The organism is Pseudomonas sp. MIL9 (genome assembly GCF_016887925.1).
Lineage (GTDB): Bacteria > Pseudomonadota > Gammaproteobacteria > Pseudomonadales > Pseudomonadaceae > Aquipseudomonas > Aquipseudomonas mohnii.
In genome coordinates, this window is sequence record NZ_JAFEHE010000005.1 from 346,738 (window position 1) to 364,977 (window position 18,240).

Here is an 18,240-nt window from a genome sequence, read left to right on the forward strand (position 1 = left end):
TCAGCCTTGTTTTTTGGTAACGGTTTCGACGATGTGCGACGGAGCCGTATTGTATTTTTTGAATTCCATAGAGTAGCTTGCGCGACCCTGGGACATCGAACGAACGTCAGTCGCATAACCGAACATCTCGCCCAACGGAACTTCAGCACGGATAACCTTACCGGAAACCGTATCTTCCATACCCAGAATCATGCCGCGACGACGGTTAAGGTCGCCCATCACGTCACCCATATAGTCTTCAGGCGTAACAACCTCTACCGCCATGATCGGCTCGAGCAACTCACCACCACCCTTCTGGGCCAGTTGCTTGGTCGCCATGGAAGCAGCCACCTTAAACGCCATCTCGTTCGAGTCGACGTCGTGGTAAGAACCATCAAACACGGTAGCCTTCAGGCCGATCAGCGGATAGCCGGCAACAACACCGTTCTTCATCTGCTCTTCGATACCCTTCTGGATAGCCGGGATGTATTCCTTAGGAACCACACCACCCACTACTTCGTTCAGGAATTGCAGACCTTCCTGACCTTCGTCAGCAGGTGCAAAACGGATCCAGCAATGACCGAACTGGCCACGACCGCCGGACTGACGAACGAACTTGCCTTCGATTTCGCAGCTCTTCGTGATGCGCTCACGATAGGAAACCTGAGGCTTACCGATGTTGGCTTCGACATTGAACTCACGGCGCATCCGGTCAACCAGGATGTCCAGGTGCAGCTCGCCCATGCCAGAGATGATCGTCTGACCAGTCTCTTCATCAGTTTTGACGCGGAAAGACGGGTCTTCCTGAGCAAGCTTGCCCAGAGCGATACCCATTTTTTCCTGGTCATCCTTGGTTTTAGGCTCAACGGCAACCGAAATAACCGGCTCCGGGAAGTCCATACGAACCAGAATGATTGGCTTGTCAGCGTTGCACAAAGTCTCACCGGTGGTGACGTCCTTCATGCCGATCAAGGCCGCGATGTCACCAGCGCGTACTTCCTTGATTTCTTCGCGAGCGTTTGCGTGCATTTGCACCATACGACCCACACGCTCTTTCTTGCCTTTAACCGAGTTGATCACGCCGTCGCCGGAGGCCAACACGCCCGAGTAAACACGGACAAAGGTCAAGGTACCCACGAATGGGTCGGTAGCGATTTTGAACGCCAGAGCCGAGAACGGCTCGTTGTCGTCTGCATGACGCTCCATCTGCTTTTCCTCGTCATCCGGGTCAGTACCCTTGATGGCAGGAATGTCAGTTGGCGCAGGCAGGTAGTCGATAACGGCGTCGAGAACCAGGGGAACGCCCTTGTTCTTGAAGGAAGAACCGCAAACAGCCAGAACGATCTCACCAGCGATGGTACGCTGACGCAGAGCGGCCTTGATTTCCTCGATGGAGAGCTCTTCGCCTTCGAGGTACTTGTTCATCAGCTCTTCGCTGGCTTCGGCCGCAGCCTCAACCATGTTGCTGCGCCACTCTTCAGCCAGCTCCTGCAGTTCAGCAGGGATAGCTTCGCGACGTGGAGTCATGCCCTTGTCAGCATCGTTCCAGTAAACCGCTTCCATGGTCATCAGATCGATCTGACCCTGGAAGTTGTCTTCGGAACCGATAGCCAACTGGATCGGCACCGGAGTGTGACCCAGACGCTGCTTGATCTGAGCGATCACGCGCAGGAAGTTCGCACCGGCACGGTCCATCTTGTTCACGTAAACGATACGTGGAACACCGTACTTGTTGGCTTGACGCCATACGGTTTCGGACTGAGGCTCAACGCCGGAAGTACCACAGAACACAACGACCGCGCCGTCGAGTACACGCAGGGAACGTTCAACTTCAATGGTGAAGTCTACGTGACCCGGGGTGTCAATGACGTTGAAGCGGTATTGGTCTTTGTGCTGCTTAGCAGAACCCTGCCAGAAGGCGGTAATAGCAGCAGAAGTAATGGTAATACCACGCTCCTGCTCCTGCACCATCCAGTCTGTGGTCGCGGCGCCGTCATGCACCTCGCCCATCTTGTGACTTTTGCCAGTGTAAAAAAGGACGCGCTCGGTGGTGGTGGTTTTACCAGCATCCACGTGAGCAACGATACCAATGTTACGGTAGCGATTAATCGGTGTAGTACGAGCCATAAAGCCCTCGCAAAATTAGTGACGCTAAAATTAGAAGCGGTAGTGCGAGAAAGCTTTGTTAGCTTCAGCCATACGGTGCACGTCTTCACGCTTCTTAACTGCAGCACCTTTACCTTCGGCAGCGTCCAGCAGTTCGCCAGCCAAACGCAGAGCCATAGACTTCTCGCCGCGCTTACGGGCGAAGTCTACCAACCAGCGCATTGCCAGAGCGTTACGACGGGACGGACGAACTTCAACCGGAACCTGGTAAGTGGCACCGCCTACACGGCGCGACTTTACTTCGACCAGCGGAGCGATGGCGTCGAGAGCTTTCTCGAAGATTTCCAGGGGGTCGCTGTTCTTGCGTTCTTTAACCTTTTCCAGCGCGCCATAAACGATACGCTCGGCAACGGCTTTCTTACCGCTTTCCATCACGTGGTTCATGAACTTGGCCAGGATTTGGCTTCCGTATTTTGGATCGTCAAGCACTTCGCGCTTGGCTGCTACGCGTCTTCTTGGCATGGATAAGCCCTCAAACGGTCTTCAGGTTCGCTCGGAATCGGTGCCCTTGACGGGACGCCTCCGACCTTACTCTTATCGACTCAGAAAAATAGAAATCAGTTTTTTGCAGCAAGCGACTACTACTTCGGACGCTTGGTACCGTACTTCGAACGACCCTGGTTACGACCTTTAACGCCGGAAGTATCCAAAGAACCGCGTACGGTGTGGTAACGAACACCTGGCAAGTCTTTTACACGACCGCCGCGGATCAGTACCACGCTGTGCTCTTGCAGGTTGTGGCCTTCACCGCCGATGTACGAGGAAACCTCGAAACCGTTGGTCAGACGCACACGGCATACTTTACGCAGTGCCGAGTTAGGTTTTTTCGGCGTAGTGGTGTACACACGGGTGCACACGCCACGACGTTGCGGGCAGTTCTGCAGCGCAGGCACGTCGGATTTCTCGACGATACGCTTACGCGGCTGACGTACCAGCTGGTTGATAGTTGCCATCTACTAGCTCCACTGTTGTCTTGCGACGCTATTGTCTTGCAAGAAAAGCAAAATGGCAGGAACGAGTTCCCGCCAAATTTAGGGGTACAAGAGTCTAAAGAGGATCTTGTCCCCAGTCAAGGCAAGGCCCCGACCTCCCCGCTCATCCAACCTCGACAATTTGTCTCGATTCGATGAACGGAGTGACCAGGGCCTTACGCTCATTTACCGCAGAACTCAGTTACCGCTCGAGTTCAGCGCTTCGGTCAGTGCAGCTTCCACTTCACTGGCGCTTACGCGCAACGGTTTGTCTGCATCACGGCGACGCTTGCGCTCGCTGTGATAAGCCAGACCGGTACCAGCCGGGATCAGACGACCCACGACCACGTTTTCTTTCAGGCCGCGCAGGTAATCGCGCTTGCCGGTTACCGCCGCTTCGGTCAGTACGCGAGTGGTTTCCTGGAAGGAAGCCGCCGAGATGAACGATTCGGTGGACAACGACGCCTTGGTGATACCCAGCAGAACGCGAGTGAACTTGGAGACAAACTTGTCTTCCGCGCTCAGGCGCTCGTTCTCTACCAGTACGTGAGTCAGCTCCATCTGGTCGCCCTTGATGAAACTGGAATCGCCGGATTCAGCGATCTCAACTTTACGCAGCATCTGACGCAGGATGGTCTCGATGTGCTTGTCGTTGATCTTCACGCCTTGCAGACGGTAAACGTCCTGGATCTCGTTAACGATGTACTTGGCGAGCGCACTTACACCCAGCAGACGCAGGATATCGTGTGGATCGCTCGGACCGTCGGAGATAACTTCGCCGCGGTTCACTTGTTCGCCTTCGAAGACGTTCAGGTGACGCCACTTCGGAATCAGCTCTTCATACGGATCGCTACCGTCGTTCGGGGTGATAACCAGACGGCGCTTGCCTTTGGTCTCTTTACCGAACGCGATGGTGCCGCTGACTTCAGCCAGAATCGACGCTTCTTTCGGACGACGAGCTTCGAACAAGTCGGCAACACGCGGCAGACCACCGGTGATGTCACGGGTCTTCGAAGTTTCTTGCGGAATACGAGCGATAACATCACCGATCGCAATCTTCGCACCGTCCGCTACACCGACCAGGGCGTTGGCTGGCAGGAAGTACTGAGCGATAACGTCAGTGCCTGGCAGCAACAGATCCTTGCCGTTGTCATCGACCATCTTCACGGCTGGACGGATGTCTTTACCGGCAGCTGGACGATCTTTGGCGTCGAGTACTTCAATGTTGGTCATACCGGTCAATTCGTCAGTCTGACGCTTGATCGTGATGCCTTCTTCCATGCCCACGTAGGTCACGGTACCTTTCATTTCGGTAACGATCGGGTGAGTGTGCGGATCCCACTTGGCCACGATTGCGCCAGCGTCGACCTTGTCACCTTCTTTAACCGAAATCACGGCACCGTATGGCAGCTTGTAACGCTCACGCTCACGACCGAAGTCATCAGCGATAGCCAGCTCGCCAGAACGGGACACAGCAACCAGGTGGCCATCCACTCGCTCAACGTGTTTCAGGTTGTGCAGACGGACGGTACCGCCATTCTTCACCTGAACGCTGTCGGCTGCGGAGGTCCGGCTTGCCGCACCACCGATGTGGAACGTACGCATCGTCAGCTGGGTTCCCGGCTCACCGATGGACTGGGCAGCGATAACGCCAACCGCTTCACCGATGTTCACCTGGTGACCACGAGCCAGGTCACGGCCGTAGCACTTGGCGCAAATGCCATAACGGGTTTCGCAACTGATCGGCGAACGCACGATCACTTCGTCGATGCTGTTCAGCTCGATGAACTCGACCCACTTCTCGTCTACCAGGGTGCCGGCAGGAACGATGACGTCCTCGGTACCTGGCTTGAATACGTCACGGGCGATAACACGACCCAATACGCGCTCACCCAATGGCTCTACAACGTCACCGCCTTCAATGTGCGGAGTCATTACCAGGCCATGTTCGGTGCCGCAATCGATCTCGGTTACAACCAGATCTTGCGCTACGTCTACCAGACGACGAGTCAGGTAACCGGAGTTAGCTGTTTTCAACGCGGTATCCGCAAGACCCTTACGAGCACCGTGAGTGGAGATGAAGTACTGGAGTACGCTCAAACCTTCACGGAAGTTCGCAGTAATCGGCGTTTCGATGATGGAGCCGTCCGGCTTGGCCATCAGGCCACGCATACCGGCGAGCTGACGGATCTGCGCAGCAGAACCCCGTGCGCCCGAGTCGGCCATCATGTACATCGAGTTGAAGGATTCCTGGTCGACTTCGACGCCATGACGGTCGATGACTTTCTCTTTCGAGAGGTTGGCCATCATCGCCTTGGAAACTTCGTCGTTCGCCTTGGACCAGAGGTCGATCACTTTGTTGTACTTCTCGCCCTGGGTTACCAGGCCGGAGGCGTACTGACTTTCGATCTCTTTCACTTCGTCGGTGGCTGCACCGATGATGCGGGCTTTTTCATCCGGGATAACGAAGTCGTTAACACCGATGGAAACGCCGGAAATGGTCGAGTAGGCAAAACCGGTGTACATCAACTGGTCAGCGAAGATCACGGTCTCTTTCAGACCAACCACGCGGTAGCACTGGTTGATCAGCTTGGAGATCGCCTTTTTCTTCATCGGCAGGTTGACGACGTCGTACGACAGACCTTTTGGCACAACCTGGAACAACAGCGCACGGCCGACAGTGGTGTCGACGATACGGGTGTTGGTCACGCTGCCGCCGTCACGGTCGTTGACGGTTTCGTTGATCCGCACTTTGACCTTGGCGTGCAGAGCGGCTTCGCCGGCACGGAACACACGGTCAACTTCCTGCAGATCCGCGAACACACGACCTTCGCCCTTGGCGTTGATCGCTTCACGAGTCATGTAGTACAGACCCAATACAACGTCCTGCGACGGAACGATGATTGGCTCACCGTTGGCTGGCGACAGAATGTTGTTGGTCGACATCATCAACGCACGCGCTTCCAACTGGGCTTCCAGTGTCAGCGGTACGTGCACGGCCATTTGGTCGCCGTCGAAGTCGGCGTTGTACGCGGCGCAGACCAGAGGGTGCAGCTGGATAGCCTTGCCTTCGATCAGTACCGGTTCAAACGCCTGGATACCCAGACGGTGAAGGGTCGGCGCACGGTTGAGAAGCACTGGGTGTTCGCGAATCACTTCAGCGAGAACGTCCCAAACCTCTGGCAGCTCGCGCTCGACCATCTTCTTGGCGGCTTTGATGGTGGTCGCGAGACCACGCATTTCCAGCTTGCCGAAAATGAACGGCTTGAACAGCTCGAGAGCCATCTTCTTCGGCAGACCGCACTGGTGCAGACGCAGGGTCGGACCTACGGTAATTACCGAACGACCCGAGTAGTCAACACGCTTACCGAGCAAGTTCTGACGGAAACGACCTTGCTTACCCTTGATCATGTCAGCCAGGGATTTCAGAGGACGCTTGTTGGAACCAGTAATGGCGCGGCCACGACGACCGTTGTCGAGCAATGCGTCGACGGCTTCCTGCAACATACGTTTTTCGTTGCGCACGATGATGTCCGGAGCGGACAGATCCAGCAGGCGCTTCAAACGGTTGTTACGGTTGATCACTCGACGATACAGATCGTTGAGGTCGGAAGTCGCGAAACGACCGCCATCCAGCGGGACCAGTGGACGCAGATCTGGCGGCAGAACCGGCAGAACGGTCAGCACCATCCACTCTGGCAGGTTGCCGGAACCCTGGAAGGCTTCCATCAACTTCAGACGCTTGGACAGCTTCTTGATCTTGGTTTCGGAGTTGGTTTGCGGAATTTCTTCACGCAGGCGACCAATCTCGTGCTCCAGGTCGATAGCGTGCAGCAGTTCACGGACAGCTTCGGCACCCATGCGGGCATCGAAATCGTCGCCGAACTCTTCCAGCGCTTCGAAGTACTGCTCGTCGTTGAGCAGCTGACCTTTTTCAAGGGTGGTCATGCCTGGATCGATAACGACGTAGCTCTCGAAGTAGAGAACGCGCTCGATATCACGCAGGGTCATGTCCATCAGCAAGCCGATACGGGACGGCAGCGACTTCAGGAACCAGATGTGGGCAACCGGCGAAGCCAGTTCGATGTGCGCCATGCGCTCACGACGAACTTTTGCCAGCGCGACTTCAACGCCGCACTTCTCGCAGATCACACCACGGTGTTTCAAGCGCTTGTACTTACCGCACAGGCACTCGTAATCCTTTACCGGGCCAAAGATTTTGGCGCAGAACAGACCGTCACGCTCAGGTTTGAACGTACGGTAGTTGATGGTTTCCGGCTTTTTAACTTCACCGAACGACCACGAACGGATCATCTCAGGCGATGCCAATCCGATACGGATGGCGTCGAACTCTTCGACTTGACCCTGGTTTTTCAGCAAATTCAGTAGGTCTTTCAAGGCCTTTCCTCCTGGCGGAGCAGAGAGCGGGCAATCCAGCCCCGCTCTCGATTCGCGTCACGTGTTATTCGGTTTCCAGATCGATATCGATGCCGAGGGAACGAATTTCCTTGATCAACACGTTGAAGGACTCGGGCATGCCCGGCTCCATACGGTGATCGCCGTCCACGATGTTTTTGTACATCTTGGTCCGGCCGTTCACATCGTCCGACTTCACTGTGAGCATTTCTTGCAGAGTGTATGCGGCACCGTATGCTTCCAGTGCCCAGACCTCCATCTCCCCGAAACGCTGACCACCGAACTGCGCCTTACCACCCAGCGGTTGCTGGGTAACCAGGCTGTACGAACCGGTAGAACGAGCGTGCATCTTGTCGTCTACCAAGTGGTTCAGCTTCAGCATGTACATGTAGCCAACGGTAACCGGGCGCTCGAACTTGTTGCCGGTACGGCCATCGGTCAGCTGCATCTGGCCGCTTTCTGGCAGGTCTGCCAGTTTCAGCATGGCCTTGATCTCGCTTTCCTTGGCACCGTCGAACACCGGAGTGGCCATCGGTACGCCGCCGCGCAGGTTTTGAGCCAGATCCAGAATTTCCTGGTCCGAGAAGTCATCGAGGCTTTCCTGACGACCGCCGATCTCGTTGTAGATCTCGTGCAGGAATTTACGCAGCTCGGCAACTTTACGCTGCTCTTCAATCATGCGGTTGATCTTCTCGCCCAGACCTTTGGCCGCGAGGCCCAGGTGGGTTTCAAGGATCTGACCAACGTTCATACGCGAAGGTACGCCCAACGGGTTGAGGACGACGTCGACCGGGGTGCCATTGGCATCGTGCGGCATGTCTTCAACCGGCATGATCACGGAGACCACACCCTTGTTACCGTGACGACCGGCCATCTTGTCGCCCGGTTGGATGCGACGACGGATTGCCAGGTAAACCTTGACGATTTTCAGCACGCCTGGAGCCAGGTCATCACCTTGCTGCAGTTTGCGCTTCTTGTCTTCGAACTTGTCATCCAGCAGACGACGACGATCAACGATGTAGGCCTGGGCCTTTTCGAGCTGCTCGTTCAGAGCATCTTCAGCCATGCGCAGTTTGAACCACTGGCCGTGCTCAAGACCGTCGAGTACTTCGTCGGTGATGTCCTGGCCTTTCTTCAGGCCGGCGCCGCCTTCGGCTTTGTGGCCGACCAGAGCGGAGCGCAGACGTTCGAAAGTAGCGCCTTCGACGATACGGAACTCTTCGTTGAGGTCCTTGCGGATCTCGTCCAGCTGGGACTTCTCGATCGACAGGGCACGAGCATCACGCTCAACGCCGTCGCGGGTGAAGACCTGTACGTCGATGACAGTACCCTTGGTACCGGTAGGTACACGCAGGGAGGTGTCTTTAACGTCGCTGGCTTTTTCACCGAAGATCGCGCGCAGCAGCTTCTCTTCCGGAGTCAACTGGGTCTCGCCTTTCGGAGTGACCTTACCAACCAGGATGTCGCCAGCGCCTACTTCAGCACCTACGTAAACGATACCGGCTTCGTCCAGCTTGTTCAGTGCAGCCTCACCCACGTTCGGGATGTCCGCAGTGATTTCCTCTGGGCCAAGCTTGGTGTCACGGGCCACACAGGTCAGTTCCTGGATGTGGATCGTGGTGAAACGGTCTTCCTGAACAACACGCTCGGACAGGCAGATGGAGTCTTCGAAGTTGAAGCCGTTCCATGCCATGAACGCGATGCGCATGTTCTGACCCAGTGCCAGTTCACCCATATCGGTGGACGGACCATCGGCCATGATGTCGCTACGCTGAACCCGATCACCTTTACGCACCAGCGGACGCTGGTTGATGCAGGTGTTCTGGTTGGAGCGGGTGTATTTGGTCAGGTTGTAGATGTCGACACCGGCTTCACCGGTTTCAACTTCGTCATCGGCAACACGAACCACGATACGGCTGGCATCGACGGAGTCGATCACGCCGCCACGACGAGCCACGACGCAAACGCCGGAGTCACGAGCTACGTTACGCTCCATACCGGTACCGACCAGCGGCTTGTCAGCACGCAGGGTTGGTACGGCTTGACGCTGCATGTTCGAACCCATCAACGCACGGTTGGCGTCGTCGTGCTCGAGGAACGGGATCAGCGACGCTGCAACCGAAACTACCTGCTTCGGCGATACGTCCATCAAGGTGACGTCTTCAGGCGCCTTGACGGTGAACTCGTTCAGGTGACGAACAGCTACCAGCTCGTCGATCAGGACTTTCTTGTCGTTCATCGTGGCCGAAGCCTGAGCGATCACGTGATCAGCTTCTTCGATGGCGGACAGGAACACGATCTCGTCGGTGACCAGAGCGTCTTTCACCACGCGGTACGGGCTCTCGAGGAAGCCGTACTGGTTGGTGCGCGCATAGGCAGCCAGGGAGTTGATCAGACCGATGTTCGGACCTTCCGGCGTTTCGATCGGGCAAACACGACCGTAGTGCGTCGGGTGTACGTCACGAACTTCGAAGCCGGCACGCTCACGAGTCAGACCGCCAGGGCCGAGTGCAGAAACACGGCGCTTGTGGGTGATCTCGGACAGCGGGTTGTTCTGGTCCATGAACTGGGACAGCTGGCTGGAACCGAAGAACTCTTTCACCGCCGCCGCTACCGGCTTGGCGTTGATCAGGTCTTGCGGCATCAGGCCTTCGCTTTCAGCCATCGACAGACGCTCTTTGACCGCACGCTCAACACGCACCAGGCCAACGCGGAACTGGTTCTCGGCCATTTCGCCTACGCAGCGAACACGACGGTTACCCAGGTGGTCGATGTCATCGACGATGCCTTTACCGTTACGGATGTCGACCAGAGTCTTCAGTACCGCGACGATGTCTTCCTTGCACAACACGCCCGAACCTTCGATTTCGGTACGACCGATACGACGGTTGAACTTCATCCGGCCGACCGCAGACAGGTCATAGCGCTCAGGGCTGAAGAACAGGTTGTTGAACAGGGTTTCGGCAGCGTCTTTGGTTGGCGGCTCGCCAGGACGCATCATGCGATAGATCTCGACCAGCGCTTCCAGTTGGTTGCTGGTGGAGTCGATCTTCAGCGTGTCGGAGACGAACGGACCGCAGTCGATATCGTTGGTGTACAGAGTTTCGATGCGAACAACGCCGGCCTTGGCGATTTTCGCCAGGATCTCGGTGTTCAGCTCGGTGTTGCACTCTGCCAGGATTTCGCCGGTTGCCGGATGCACGATGACCTTGGCGGTGGTGCGACCCAGGACGTAGTCCAGAGGCACTTCCAGCTCTTTGATCCCTGCTTTTTCCAGCTGGTTGATGTGACGAGCGGTGATACGACGACCTTGCTCGACAATAACCTTGCCTTTGTCATCCTGGATATCCAGAACTGCGATTTCACCGCGCAGGCGCTGAGGCACCAGCTCCAGGCTCAGGCTCTCGCCTTTCACGTGGAATACGTTGGTGGTGTAGAACGCGTCCAGCACTTCTTCGGTGGTATAGCCGAGCGCGCGCAGCAGTACCGATGCAGGCAGCTTGCGACGACGGTCGATACGCACGAATACGCAGTCTTTCGGGTCGAACTCGAAGTCCAGCCACGAACCGCGGTAAGGAATGATGCGCGCGGAGTACAGCAGTTTACCGGAGCTGTGCGTCTTGCCACGGTCGTGGTCGAAGAACACGCCCGGGGAACGGTGCAGCTGGGAAACGATTACACGCTCGGTACCGTTGATTACGAAGGTACCGTTCTCAGTCATCAGGGGGATTTCACCCATGTAGACTTCTTGCTCTTTGATGTCCTTGATCGCTTTATTCGACGACTCTTTGTCGAAAATGATCAGGCGCACTTTTACCCGCAAAGGTACGGCGTAAGTTACACCGCGCAATACGCATTCTTTGACATCAAATGCCGGTTCGCCCAGGCGATAACCGACGTACTCCAGCGCAGCATTGCCGGAGTAGCTGATGATCGGGAAAACGGATTTGAAGGCCGCATGCAGGCCCACGTCGCGGAACTGATCTTTAGTCGCTCCCGCTTGCAAGAATTCACGATACGAATCCAGCTGGATGGCCAGGAGGTACGGCACATCCATGACGTCCGGCAACTTGCTAAAGTCCTTGCGGATACGTTTTTTCTCAGTATATGAGTAAGCCATCAGCGTTCCCCAGCTTGGTCACCTGCTTGTTTGGCCCCTCCCGACGGGAGCAGCCAGAAAATCGTGCAAACCCCATGGTTTGCGCCACCGCATCGGGTGGTTACAGCTCGTTATCAGCGCCGACCGAGCCGGCTGCCAATAACGGAAAAAGGCCGGTGGCAAGAGCCACCAGCCATCAGCCTGTCGCTTAACGCTCGGGCTGGAAACGCAAAGTCGATGCTTACTTCAGCTCGACTTTAGCGCCTGCTTCTTCCAGAGCTGCTTTGGCTTTGTCAGCTGCGTCTTTGGCAACGCCTTCCAGAACCATTGCAGGAGCACCGTCAACTACAGCCTTGGCTTCTTTCAGGCCCAGACCGGTCAGTTCACGTACAGCCTTGATCACGTTAACTTTCTTCTCGCCAGCTTCGGTCAGCATGACGTTGAATTCAGTTTGTTCTTCAACAACGGCAGCGGCAGCAGCTGGACCAGCCGATGCAGCAGCAGCGGTAACACCGAATTTTTCTTCGAAAGCTTTGATCAGCTCAACAACTTCCATTACGGACATGTTGCCAACTGCTTCAAGGATATCGTTCTGAGAGATAGACATGAATCTAATTCCTGATATTGGGGACGGCCTACGCGACCATCGAAAAAAACAAAAAACGCGAGAAGTTGACGAGCCTTAGGCTGCAGCAGCTTCTTTCTGGTCGCGAATTGCCGCCAGAGTACGAGCCAATTTGCTGGTTGCGCCTTGAATCACGCTCATCAGCTGAGAAATTGCTTCGTCACGGGTCGGCAGAGTTGCCAGTACGTCGATTTGGTTAGCTGCGAGGAACTTGCCCTCGAACGCAGCTGCCTTGATCTCGAACTTGTCCTGACCCTTTGCGAACTCTTTGAAAATCCGGGCAGCAGCGCCTGGATGTTCTTTGGAGAATGCAATCAGGGTAGGGCCGGTGAACACGTCGTTAAGGACACTGAATTCAGTGTCAGCAACAGCGCGCTTGAGCAGGGTGTTACGTACAACACGTACGTAAACGCCAGCTTCACGAGCCTCTTTACGGAGTCCGGTCATCGCGCCTACTGTTACGCCACGGGCATCAGCCACGACAGCGGACAGAGCGACTTTGGCAGCCTCGTTGACTTCAGCGACGATGGCCTTCTTGTCTTCGAGTTTAATTGCCACGGGTTTAACTCCTGCTTGTTACCGTTTCATCTGGTCGAAACCGGATGTCGTTTTGGTGTCTGATTCGGTAAGGAACCGGGAGCACCATCTGCGTAGGCTTGTGGTTTAAGACTTTCGTCGCCTACGGTCTTGGATAGCCCCCGCCAGGCAGGGACCCCAATTTTTCAACTGGCGCAAATACTTGCGCCAATTTTTGTCTTACGCGTCCAGCGAGCTCTGGTCGATGACCAGACCTGGGCCCATGGTGGTGCTCAGGGTTACGCGCTTAACGTAAATGCCTTTCGAGGAAGCCGGCTTGATACGCTTCAGATCAGCGATCAGGGCTTCAACGTTTTCCTTCAGCTTGACGGCGTCGAAGCCGATCTTGCCAACGGAAGTGTGGATGATGCCGTTTTTGTCGGTGCGATAACGAACCTGACCAGCCTTGGCGTTTTTAACCGCGGTAGCTACATCTGGAGTTACGGTGCCGACTTTAGGGTTAGGCATCAGACCACGTGGACCGAGGATCTGACCCAGTTGACCTACTACGCGCATGGCATCCGGGGATGCGATCACTACGTCATAGTTCAGGTCGCCGCCTTTCATTTCGGCAGCCAGATCATCCATACCTACGCGGTCAGCGCCGGCAGCCAGAGCAGCTTCAGCAGCTGGACCCTGGGTGAACACGGCAACGCGAACGGTCTTGCCAGTGCCGTGTGGCAGCACAGTAGCGCTACGAACGACCTGGTCGGATTTACGTGGGTCAACGCCCAGGTTTACAGCAACGTCGAACGACTCGCTGAACTTGACAGTCGACAGCTCGGCCAGCAGTGCAGCGGCGTCTACAAAGTTGTAGGCCTTGCCTGCTTCGATTTTGCCGGCGATAGCCTTTTGACGCTTGGTCAGCTTAGCCATTACACACCCTCCACGTTAAGGCCCATGCTACGAGCAGAACCGGCGATAGTACGCACGGCTGCTTCCATATCAGCTGCAGTCAGATCCGCGTTTTTGGTTTTCGCGATTTCTTCCAGCTGAGCACGGGTAACGGTGCCAACCTTAACGGTGTTCGGACGAGCGGAACCGCTGGTCAGACCGGCCGCCTTCTTCAGCAGAACCGAAGCAGGGGTGGATTTGGTTTCGAACGTGAAGCTACGGTCGCTATAGACAGTGATGATCACTGGAGTCGGCAGACCTGGCTCAAGACCCTGAGTACGGGCGTTGAAAGCCTTGCAGAATTCCATGATGTTCACGCCGTGCTGACCCAGAGCAGGACCAACAGGTGGGCTTGGGTTAGCCTGAGCGGCCTTCACTTGCAGCTTGATGTAAGCGGTAATCTTCTTGGCCATGAGGCACTCCAATTACGGGTTCAAACGCCTCGAAAGGCTCCCCGGTTACTTGCGCGTTTATCCCAGTGACGACAAAACCCCACAGCCTAGGGCTGCGGGGTTGGGATGCTTGCTCAGTTAGACCTTTTCGACCTGACTGAACTCCAACTCTACCGGAGTAGAGCGACCGAAAATGAGTACAGCCACCTGGATGCGACTCTTTTCGTAGTTAACTTCTTCAACAGTGCCGGTAAAATCGGCAAAAGGACCATCATTGACGCGCACCGACTCACCTGGCTCGAACAGAGTCTTCGGCTTCGGCTTGTCGCTACCATCAGCGACGCGGCGCAGAATTGCTTCTGCTTCCTTATCAGTGATTGGAGCCGGCTTATCAGCGGTACCGCCAATGAAACCCATAACTCGAGGAGTATCCTTGACCAAGTGCCAAGTACCCTCATTCATGTCCATCTGAACCAGCACGTAACCCGGGAAGAATTTGCGCTCGCTTTTACGCTTCTGGCCATTACGCATTTCAACCACTTCTTCAGTGGGAACCAGAATCTCGCCGAAGCCATCTTCCATGCCAGCCAGCTTTACGCGCTCAATCAACGAGCGCATGACATGCTTCTCGTAACCGGAGTAAGCATGCACAACATACCAACGCTTAGCCACGGGACACCCTTAGCCGACAATCAAGGAAACAAGCCAGCCGAGCAGGGAATCAAGCCCCCACAACAGCAACGCCATAACCAGAACAACAGCCACAACAATCAACGTGGTCTGCGTGGTTTCTTGGCGAGTTGGCCAAACGACTTTACGAATCTCGGTGCGCGCTTCCTTGACAAGAACAAAGAAAGACTTGCCCTTGACCGTCTGCAAGCCTACAAAGGCAGCTACAGCAGCAATCACAAGCAAAGCGAGCACACGGTACAGGATCGGCGAAGCAGAGAAATACTGATTGCCAACAACGCCAACAACCACCAAAGCGACTACCACTAGCCACTTGAGCAGATCGAAGCGAGAACCTTGAGCTTCAGCTTTAGGAGTCATCTATGAAGATCCTGTGAAAAGAAAGCCAGACACACCTGGTGAATCTGGCAGGTCAGGAGGGAATCGAACCCCCAACCTACGGTTTTGGAGACCGTCGCTCTGCCAATTGAGCTACTGACCTAAAACAAAATCAGGCCGACCATTATGCCGGCCCGAAAAAGACTTTACAACAACTTACTCAATGACCAAAATCGCTCGCCTGCACCAGGAGGTCAAAACCGCCTGCAAACAATGACAAACAACCTCTAGCCATTAAAACAAAGGCAGATATTTTCATATCTGCCTTGTTATATGGAGCTCTTGAGCGGATTTGAACCGCTGACCTCACCCTTACCAAGGGTGTGCTCTACCAACTGAGCTACAAGAGCGAAACACCGTGCAAAACCTGCAAACTTGGAGCGGGTAGCGGGAATCGAACCCGCATCATCAGCTTGGAAGGCTGAGGTTCTACCACTAAACTATACCCGCGAGGCTTGCAGCTCTCGCTAAAAATGGTGGAGGGGGAAGGATTCGAACCTTCGAAGTCGTAGACGTCAGATTTACAGTCTGATCCCTTTGGCCGCTCGGGAACCCCTCCTAAGCGAGCCGGCATTCTACATCATGCCAGCCTTCTGTCAAGCATTTTTCTCATTAAAAACCTGAGGTTAGCTGCGTTGACCTTGCTTCACATCGCTAACCGCTTTAGGTCTTCGCTGTGGAGCGGGCGCCATTCTATGCAAACTATTCGATGGGCGCAACCCCCTCGCAAGGCATTATTTTATGTTTTAACTCATTGAATTCTCTAGAAAGGTTTAGCAACTGCAAATCATCCAGCCAACGCCTGCTCTCGGGGGCCACACGTACCCAGTAACCGGCTGACTCAGCACTCCCCTTCGGCAACAACTGATATTTCACCTCCATGCCGCTCAATCGGCGCTCAAGCCCCTGAGCGACATCCTGCCGCGTAAATCCGCCTAAATACAGGCAACCTGGATCTACTTGAGCAGCCTTTCCTTTTTCCTTGGTCGAATCAGGCGTTTCACTCAGCAGGCGAATATCCTGCTGCCCCCCCCGATACAAGCTTAAAGGCGTCACATCCTTCGCACGCAGAGGAGCCTCTTGCTGATGCCAGATGTAATAGAAGACGTTGAGAACCAGCAGAAGCAGAAACAACCAACGCATAAGGACCTCAGGACAAAGGACACGCCATAGCCAAGCCAACGAATACCAGATCCGGAACCACCCTCGCCTCCGGCACGACGCCTGAAACCAAGGCAGCATCCCCCCCCGTCAGGAACACTACGAATTCTTTACCCCAGTAGCTGCGCGCCAGTTCCAGCTGAGCAAGCACAAACCCCTGAAGCATCAACAGACACCCTCGCTCGACAGCTTCGACCGTCGTACGACCCGGAATGAGACTCTCCAGCGCGCGCTCCGCCGCGCGATCACCGTAACGAATCTTGCGGGTATGTGTGCGAAGCTGATTACGCATCAATGGCATACCGGGACAGATGAATCCACCCAAGTGCCCTCCATCCCTGGCAACGAAGTCAGCTGTTACAGCAGTACCGAAATCAAGGACAAGGCACGCGCCTGCAGCCAGATGAAAACCGCCCAGCATCGCAAGCCAGCGATCCAGCCCGAGCCGCTCGAATTCCTCATAACCATTGCGCACGCCGGACATTTCCCGCGCGGGAACCGCGCAGACCGCCGAGACATTGAAGGACGCCTTCAACAAAGCGGTCAACTCATTGGTTTCATCCGCAGTCCTGACACTCACCAGCCGACAAAACTTCAGAGCAAGGCCTTTCAGTGCCTTCAAGTCGTCAAGCAGCGCCAGATCCGAATCGACAACGCCCTCACCCACCACTGACTGCGCATTCGCCTCAAGCACGCGCCACTTGATGAAACTATTTCCGCAATCGAGCTCAAGAATCATCGCGCAACCTCAGACTCAGCTCGCCACCACTGAAAACTTTTTCCACGCCATCCACCTTCAAGCGCAAGGCGCCTTGGCTATCGATCCCCAGCACTTCACCGTCTATATGGGTTACACCAGCTATCAACGACACCGCCCGCCCCTGCCACAGATGATTTTGCTCCCACTCAGCCTGAATAGCTGAAAATCCGCTCGCCTGGTGACGCGACAGATACTTTTGAAGCATCAATCCAAGCTCGGCGACCAGGCGATTGCGATCGAACACCTTGCCGGACTCAAGCCGCATGGAAGTCCACTGCTGATCGACCTCCTCAGTTATCTGCATGTTTACATTGATCCCCACACCCAGCACCACATGGCAAACATCAGCGGGATCTCCCACTAGCTCAAGCAGAATTCCGGCAATCTTCTTCTGACCCACAAGAACATCGTTGGGCCACTTCAATCCAGCCGCCGAAATGCCAAGCTCTCGCAGCGTATGCATGACAGCGAGCCCCACAACAAGGCTCAAACCTTCCAGCTGACGCATCCCACCTTCAATACGCAGCACCAGGCTGTAATAAATATTCTCTGCAAATGGACTCGCCCATCGCCTTCCGCGCCTTCCACGACCCACTGTCTGACGCTCGGCGAGTACGATAAAGGGAGACGCCTGGCCTTGATCTATGGCGCGTAGTGCCTCGGCATTGGTGGAGTCAATCGAGTCAAAAGCCAAAACCGGCCAATTACAGGAAGACGCCAGCCGGCCAATTTCCTGCGGATCAAGCAACGTCAATGGCGCGGCAAGCTGATAACCTCGCCCTCGGACCTTGTGAATGGACAAACCCAGCTCAGCCTCCAGGTGCTGGAGCTGCTTCCAGACAGCACTGCGACTGATGCCCAAGGCAGCACCTAGCGCTTCACCCGAATGGAATCGGCCATCTTTAAGAAGCTTTAACAACGTCAGCATGCAAGTCTCGCCTCACAATGAGGCCCGCATGATAGCCACGCCCCGAGCAGTTGCATAGAAACCCGGAGAGTCAGATTTTCCTGCGGACAAAAACAAAACCCCTACCTGCATACGCAGATAGGGGTTTCGGAATTTAATCTTGACGATGACCTACTCTCACATGGGGAAACCCCACACTACCATCGGCGATGCATCGTTTCACTGC

General features: G+C 55.4%; 14 protein-coding genes and 4 tRNA genes. All 18 read right to left on the reverse strand.

The window, feature by feature from the left end:
• A complete protein-coding gene (gene fusA, locus JQF37_RS08250; RefSeq protein ID WP_046815908.1) occupies window positions 1-2,106 on the reverse strand; it encodes an elongation factor G in 2,106 nt (701 codons plus the stop codon).
• A gap of 30 nt (window positions 2,107-2,136) precedes the next feature.
• Window positions 2,137-2,607 (reverse strand): 30S ribosomal protein S7, encoded by a 471-nt coding sequence (gene rpsG / locus JQF37_RS08255; RefSeq protein WP_002555493.1) that lies wholly within the window; start codon window positions 2,605-2,607, stop codon window positions 2,137-2,139.
• A gap of 119 nt (window positions 2,608-2,726) precedes the next feature.
• Window positions 2,727-3,098: a 30S ribosomal protein S12 gene (gene rpsL / locus JQF37_RS08260; protein WP_003186084.1), complete on the reverse strand. Its 372-nt coding sequence runs from the start codon at window positions 3,096-3,098 to the stop codon at window positions 2,727-2,729.
• A gap of 216 nt (window positions 3,099-3,314) precedes the next feature.
• Window positions 3,315-7,514, reverse strand: a complete 4,200-nt coding sequence (rpoC, locus tag JQF37_RS08265; protein ID WP_047534044.1) for a DNA-directed RNA polymerase subunit beta' — start codon at window positions 7,512-7,514, stop codon at window positions 3,315-3,317.
• 64 nt (window positions 7,515-7,578) lie between these two features.
• Complete coding sequence (rpoB, locus tag JQF37_RS08270) at window positions 7,579-11,652, reverse strand: DNA-directed RNA polymerase subunit beta (RefSeq protein ID WP_130211429.1); 4,074 nt, start codon at window positions 11,650-11,652, stop codon at window positions 7,579-7,581.
• A gap of 220 nt (window positions 11,653-11,872) precedes the next feature.
• Window positions 11,873-12,238 carry a 50S ribosomal protein L7/L12 gene (rplL, locus tag JQF37_RS08275; RefSeq protein WP_077046802.1) on the reverse strand — a complete coding sequence of 122 codons (366 nt, stop codon included), beginning with the start codon at window positions 12,236-12,238 and terminating at the stop codon, window positions 11,873-11,875.
• A gap of 75 nt (window positions 12,239-12,313) precedes the next feature.
• Window positions 12,314-12,814 carry a 50S ribosomal protein L10 gene (gene rplJ / locus JQF37_RS08280; RefSeq protein WP_007970413.1) on the reverse strand — a complete coding sequence of 167 codons (501 nt, stop codon included), beginning with the start codon at window positions 12,812-12,814 and terminating at the stop codon, window positions 12,314-12,316.
• Between the two features lie 198 nt (window positions 12,815-13,012).
• Window positions 13,013-13,708 (reverse strand): 50S ribosomal protein L1, encoded by a 696-nt coding sequence (rplA, locus tag JQF37_RS08285; protein WP_003186095.1) that lies wholly within the window; start codon window positions 13,706-13,708, stop codon window positions 13,013-13,015.
• Window positions 13,708-14,139: a 50S ribosomal protein L11 gene (gene rplK, locus JQF37_RS08290; protein ID WP_007933726.1), complete on the reverse strand. Its 432-nt coding sequence runs from the start codon at window positions 14,137-14,139 to the stop codon at window positions 13,708-13,710. Before rplK ends, rplA begins: the two co-directional genes overlap by 1 nt.
• Before the next feature lie 117 nt (window positions 14,140-14,256).
• Window positions 14,257-14,790, reverse strand: a complete 534-nt coding sequence (gene nusG / locus JQF37_RS08295; protein WP_007933727.1) for a transcription termination/antitermination protein NusG — start codon at window positions 14,788-14,790, stop codon at window positions 14,257-14,259.
• 9 nt (window positions 14,791-14,799) lie between these two features.
• Entirely contained in the window at window positions 14,800-15,168 is a 369-nt protein-coding gene (gene secE, locus JQF37_RS08300; RefSeq protein ID WP_110965138.1) for a preprotein translocase subunit SecE, read from the reverse strand.
• Window positions 15,169-15,213: 45 nt separating this feature from the next.
• Window positions 15,214-15,289: transfer RNA gene (locus tag JQF37_RS08305), tRNA-Trp, on the reverse strand.
• A gap of 171 nt (window positions 15,290-15,460) precedes the next feature.
• Window positions 15,461-15,536 (reverse strand) — tRNA-Thr (locus JQF37_RS08310).
• Between the two features lie 26 nt (window positions 15,537-15,562).
• Window positions 15,563-15,636: transfer RNA gene (locus tag JQF37_RS08315), tRNA-Gly, on the reverse strand.
• Between the two features lie 24 nt (window positions 15,637-15,660).
• A tRNA-Tyr gene (locus tag JQF37_RS08320) sits at window positions 15,661-15,745 on the reverse strand.
• A gap of 143 nt (window positions 15,746-15,888) precedes the next feature.
• Complete coding sequence (locus JQF37_RS08325) at window positions 15,889-16,329, reverse strand: hypothetical protein (RefSeq protein WP_130211428.1); 441 nt, start codon at window positions 16,327-16,329, stop codon at window positions 15,889-15,891.
• 7 nt (window positions 16,330-16,336) lie between these two features.
• On the reverse strand, window positions 16,337-17,086 hold the full coding sequence (locus JQF37_RS08330; RefSeq protein ID WP_130211427.1) for a pantothenate kinase: 750 nt from the start codon (window positions 17,084-17,086) through the stop codon (window positions 16,337-16,339).
• A complete protein-coding gene (gene birA / locus JQF37_RS08335) occupies window positions 17,076-18,035 on the reverse strand; it encodes a bifunctional biotin--[acetyl-CoA-carboxylase] ligase/biotin operon repressor BirA (RefSeq protein WP_130211426.1) in 960 nt (319 codons plus the stop codon). Before birA ends, JQF37_RS08330 begins: the two co-directional genes overlap by 11 nt.
• Between the last annotated feature and the right edge of the window lie 205 nt (window positions 18,036-18,240).

Coding starts and splice junctions, on each gene's coding strand:
- fusA (WP_046815908.1), bottom strand. CDS start 2,106: ATGGCTCGTACTACACCGATTAATCGCTACCGTAACATTGGTATCGTT.
- rplL (WP_077046802.1), bottom strand. CDS start 12,238: ATGTCTATCTCTCAGAACGATATCCTTGAAGCAGTTGGCAACATGTCC.
- rplK (WP_007933726.1), bottom strand. CDS start 14,139: ATGGCCAAGAAGATTACCGCTTACATCAAGCTGCAAGTGAAGGCCGCT.
- JQF37_RS08325 (WP_130211428.1), bottom strand. CDS start 16,329: ATGCGTTGGTTGTTTCTGCTTCTGCTGGTTCTCAACGTCTTCTATTAC.
- secE (WP_110965138.1), bottom strand. CDS start 15,168: ATGACTCCTAAAGCTGAAGCTCAAGGTTCTCGCTTCGATCTGCTCAAG.
- birA (WP_130211426.1), bottom strand. CDS start 18,035: ATGCTGACGTTGTTAAAGCTTCTTAAAGATGGCCGATTCCATTCGGGT.
- JQF37_RS08330 (WP_130211427.1), bottom strand. CDS start 17,086: ATGATTCTTGAGCTCGATTGCGGAAATAGTTTCATCAAGTGGCGCGTG.
- rpsG (WP_002555493.1), bottom strand. CDS start 2,607: ATGCCAAGAAGACGCGTAGCAGCCAAGCGCGAAGTGCTTGACGATCCA.
- rpoB (WP_130211429.1), bottom strand. CDS start 11,652: ATGGCTTACTCATATACTGAGAAAAAACGTATCCGCAAGGACTTTAGC.
- rplA (WP_003186095.1), bottom strand. CDS start 13,708: ATGGCTAAGCTGACCAAGCGTCAAAAGGCTATCGCCGGCAAAATCGAA.
- rpsL (WP_003186084.1), bottom strand. CDS start 3,098: ATGGCAACTATCAACCAGCTGGTACGTCAGCCGCGTAAGCGTATCGTC.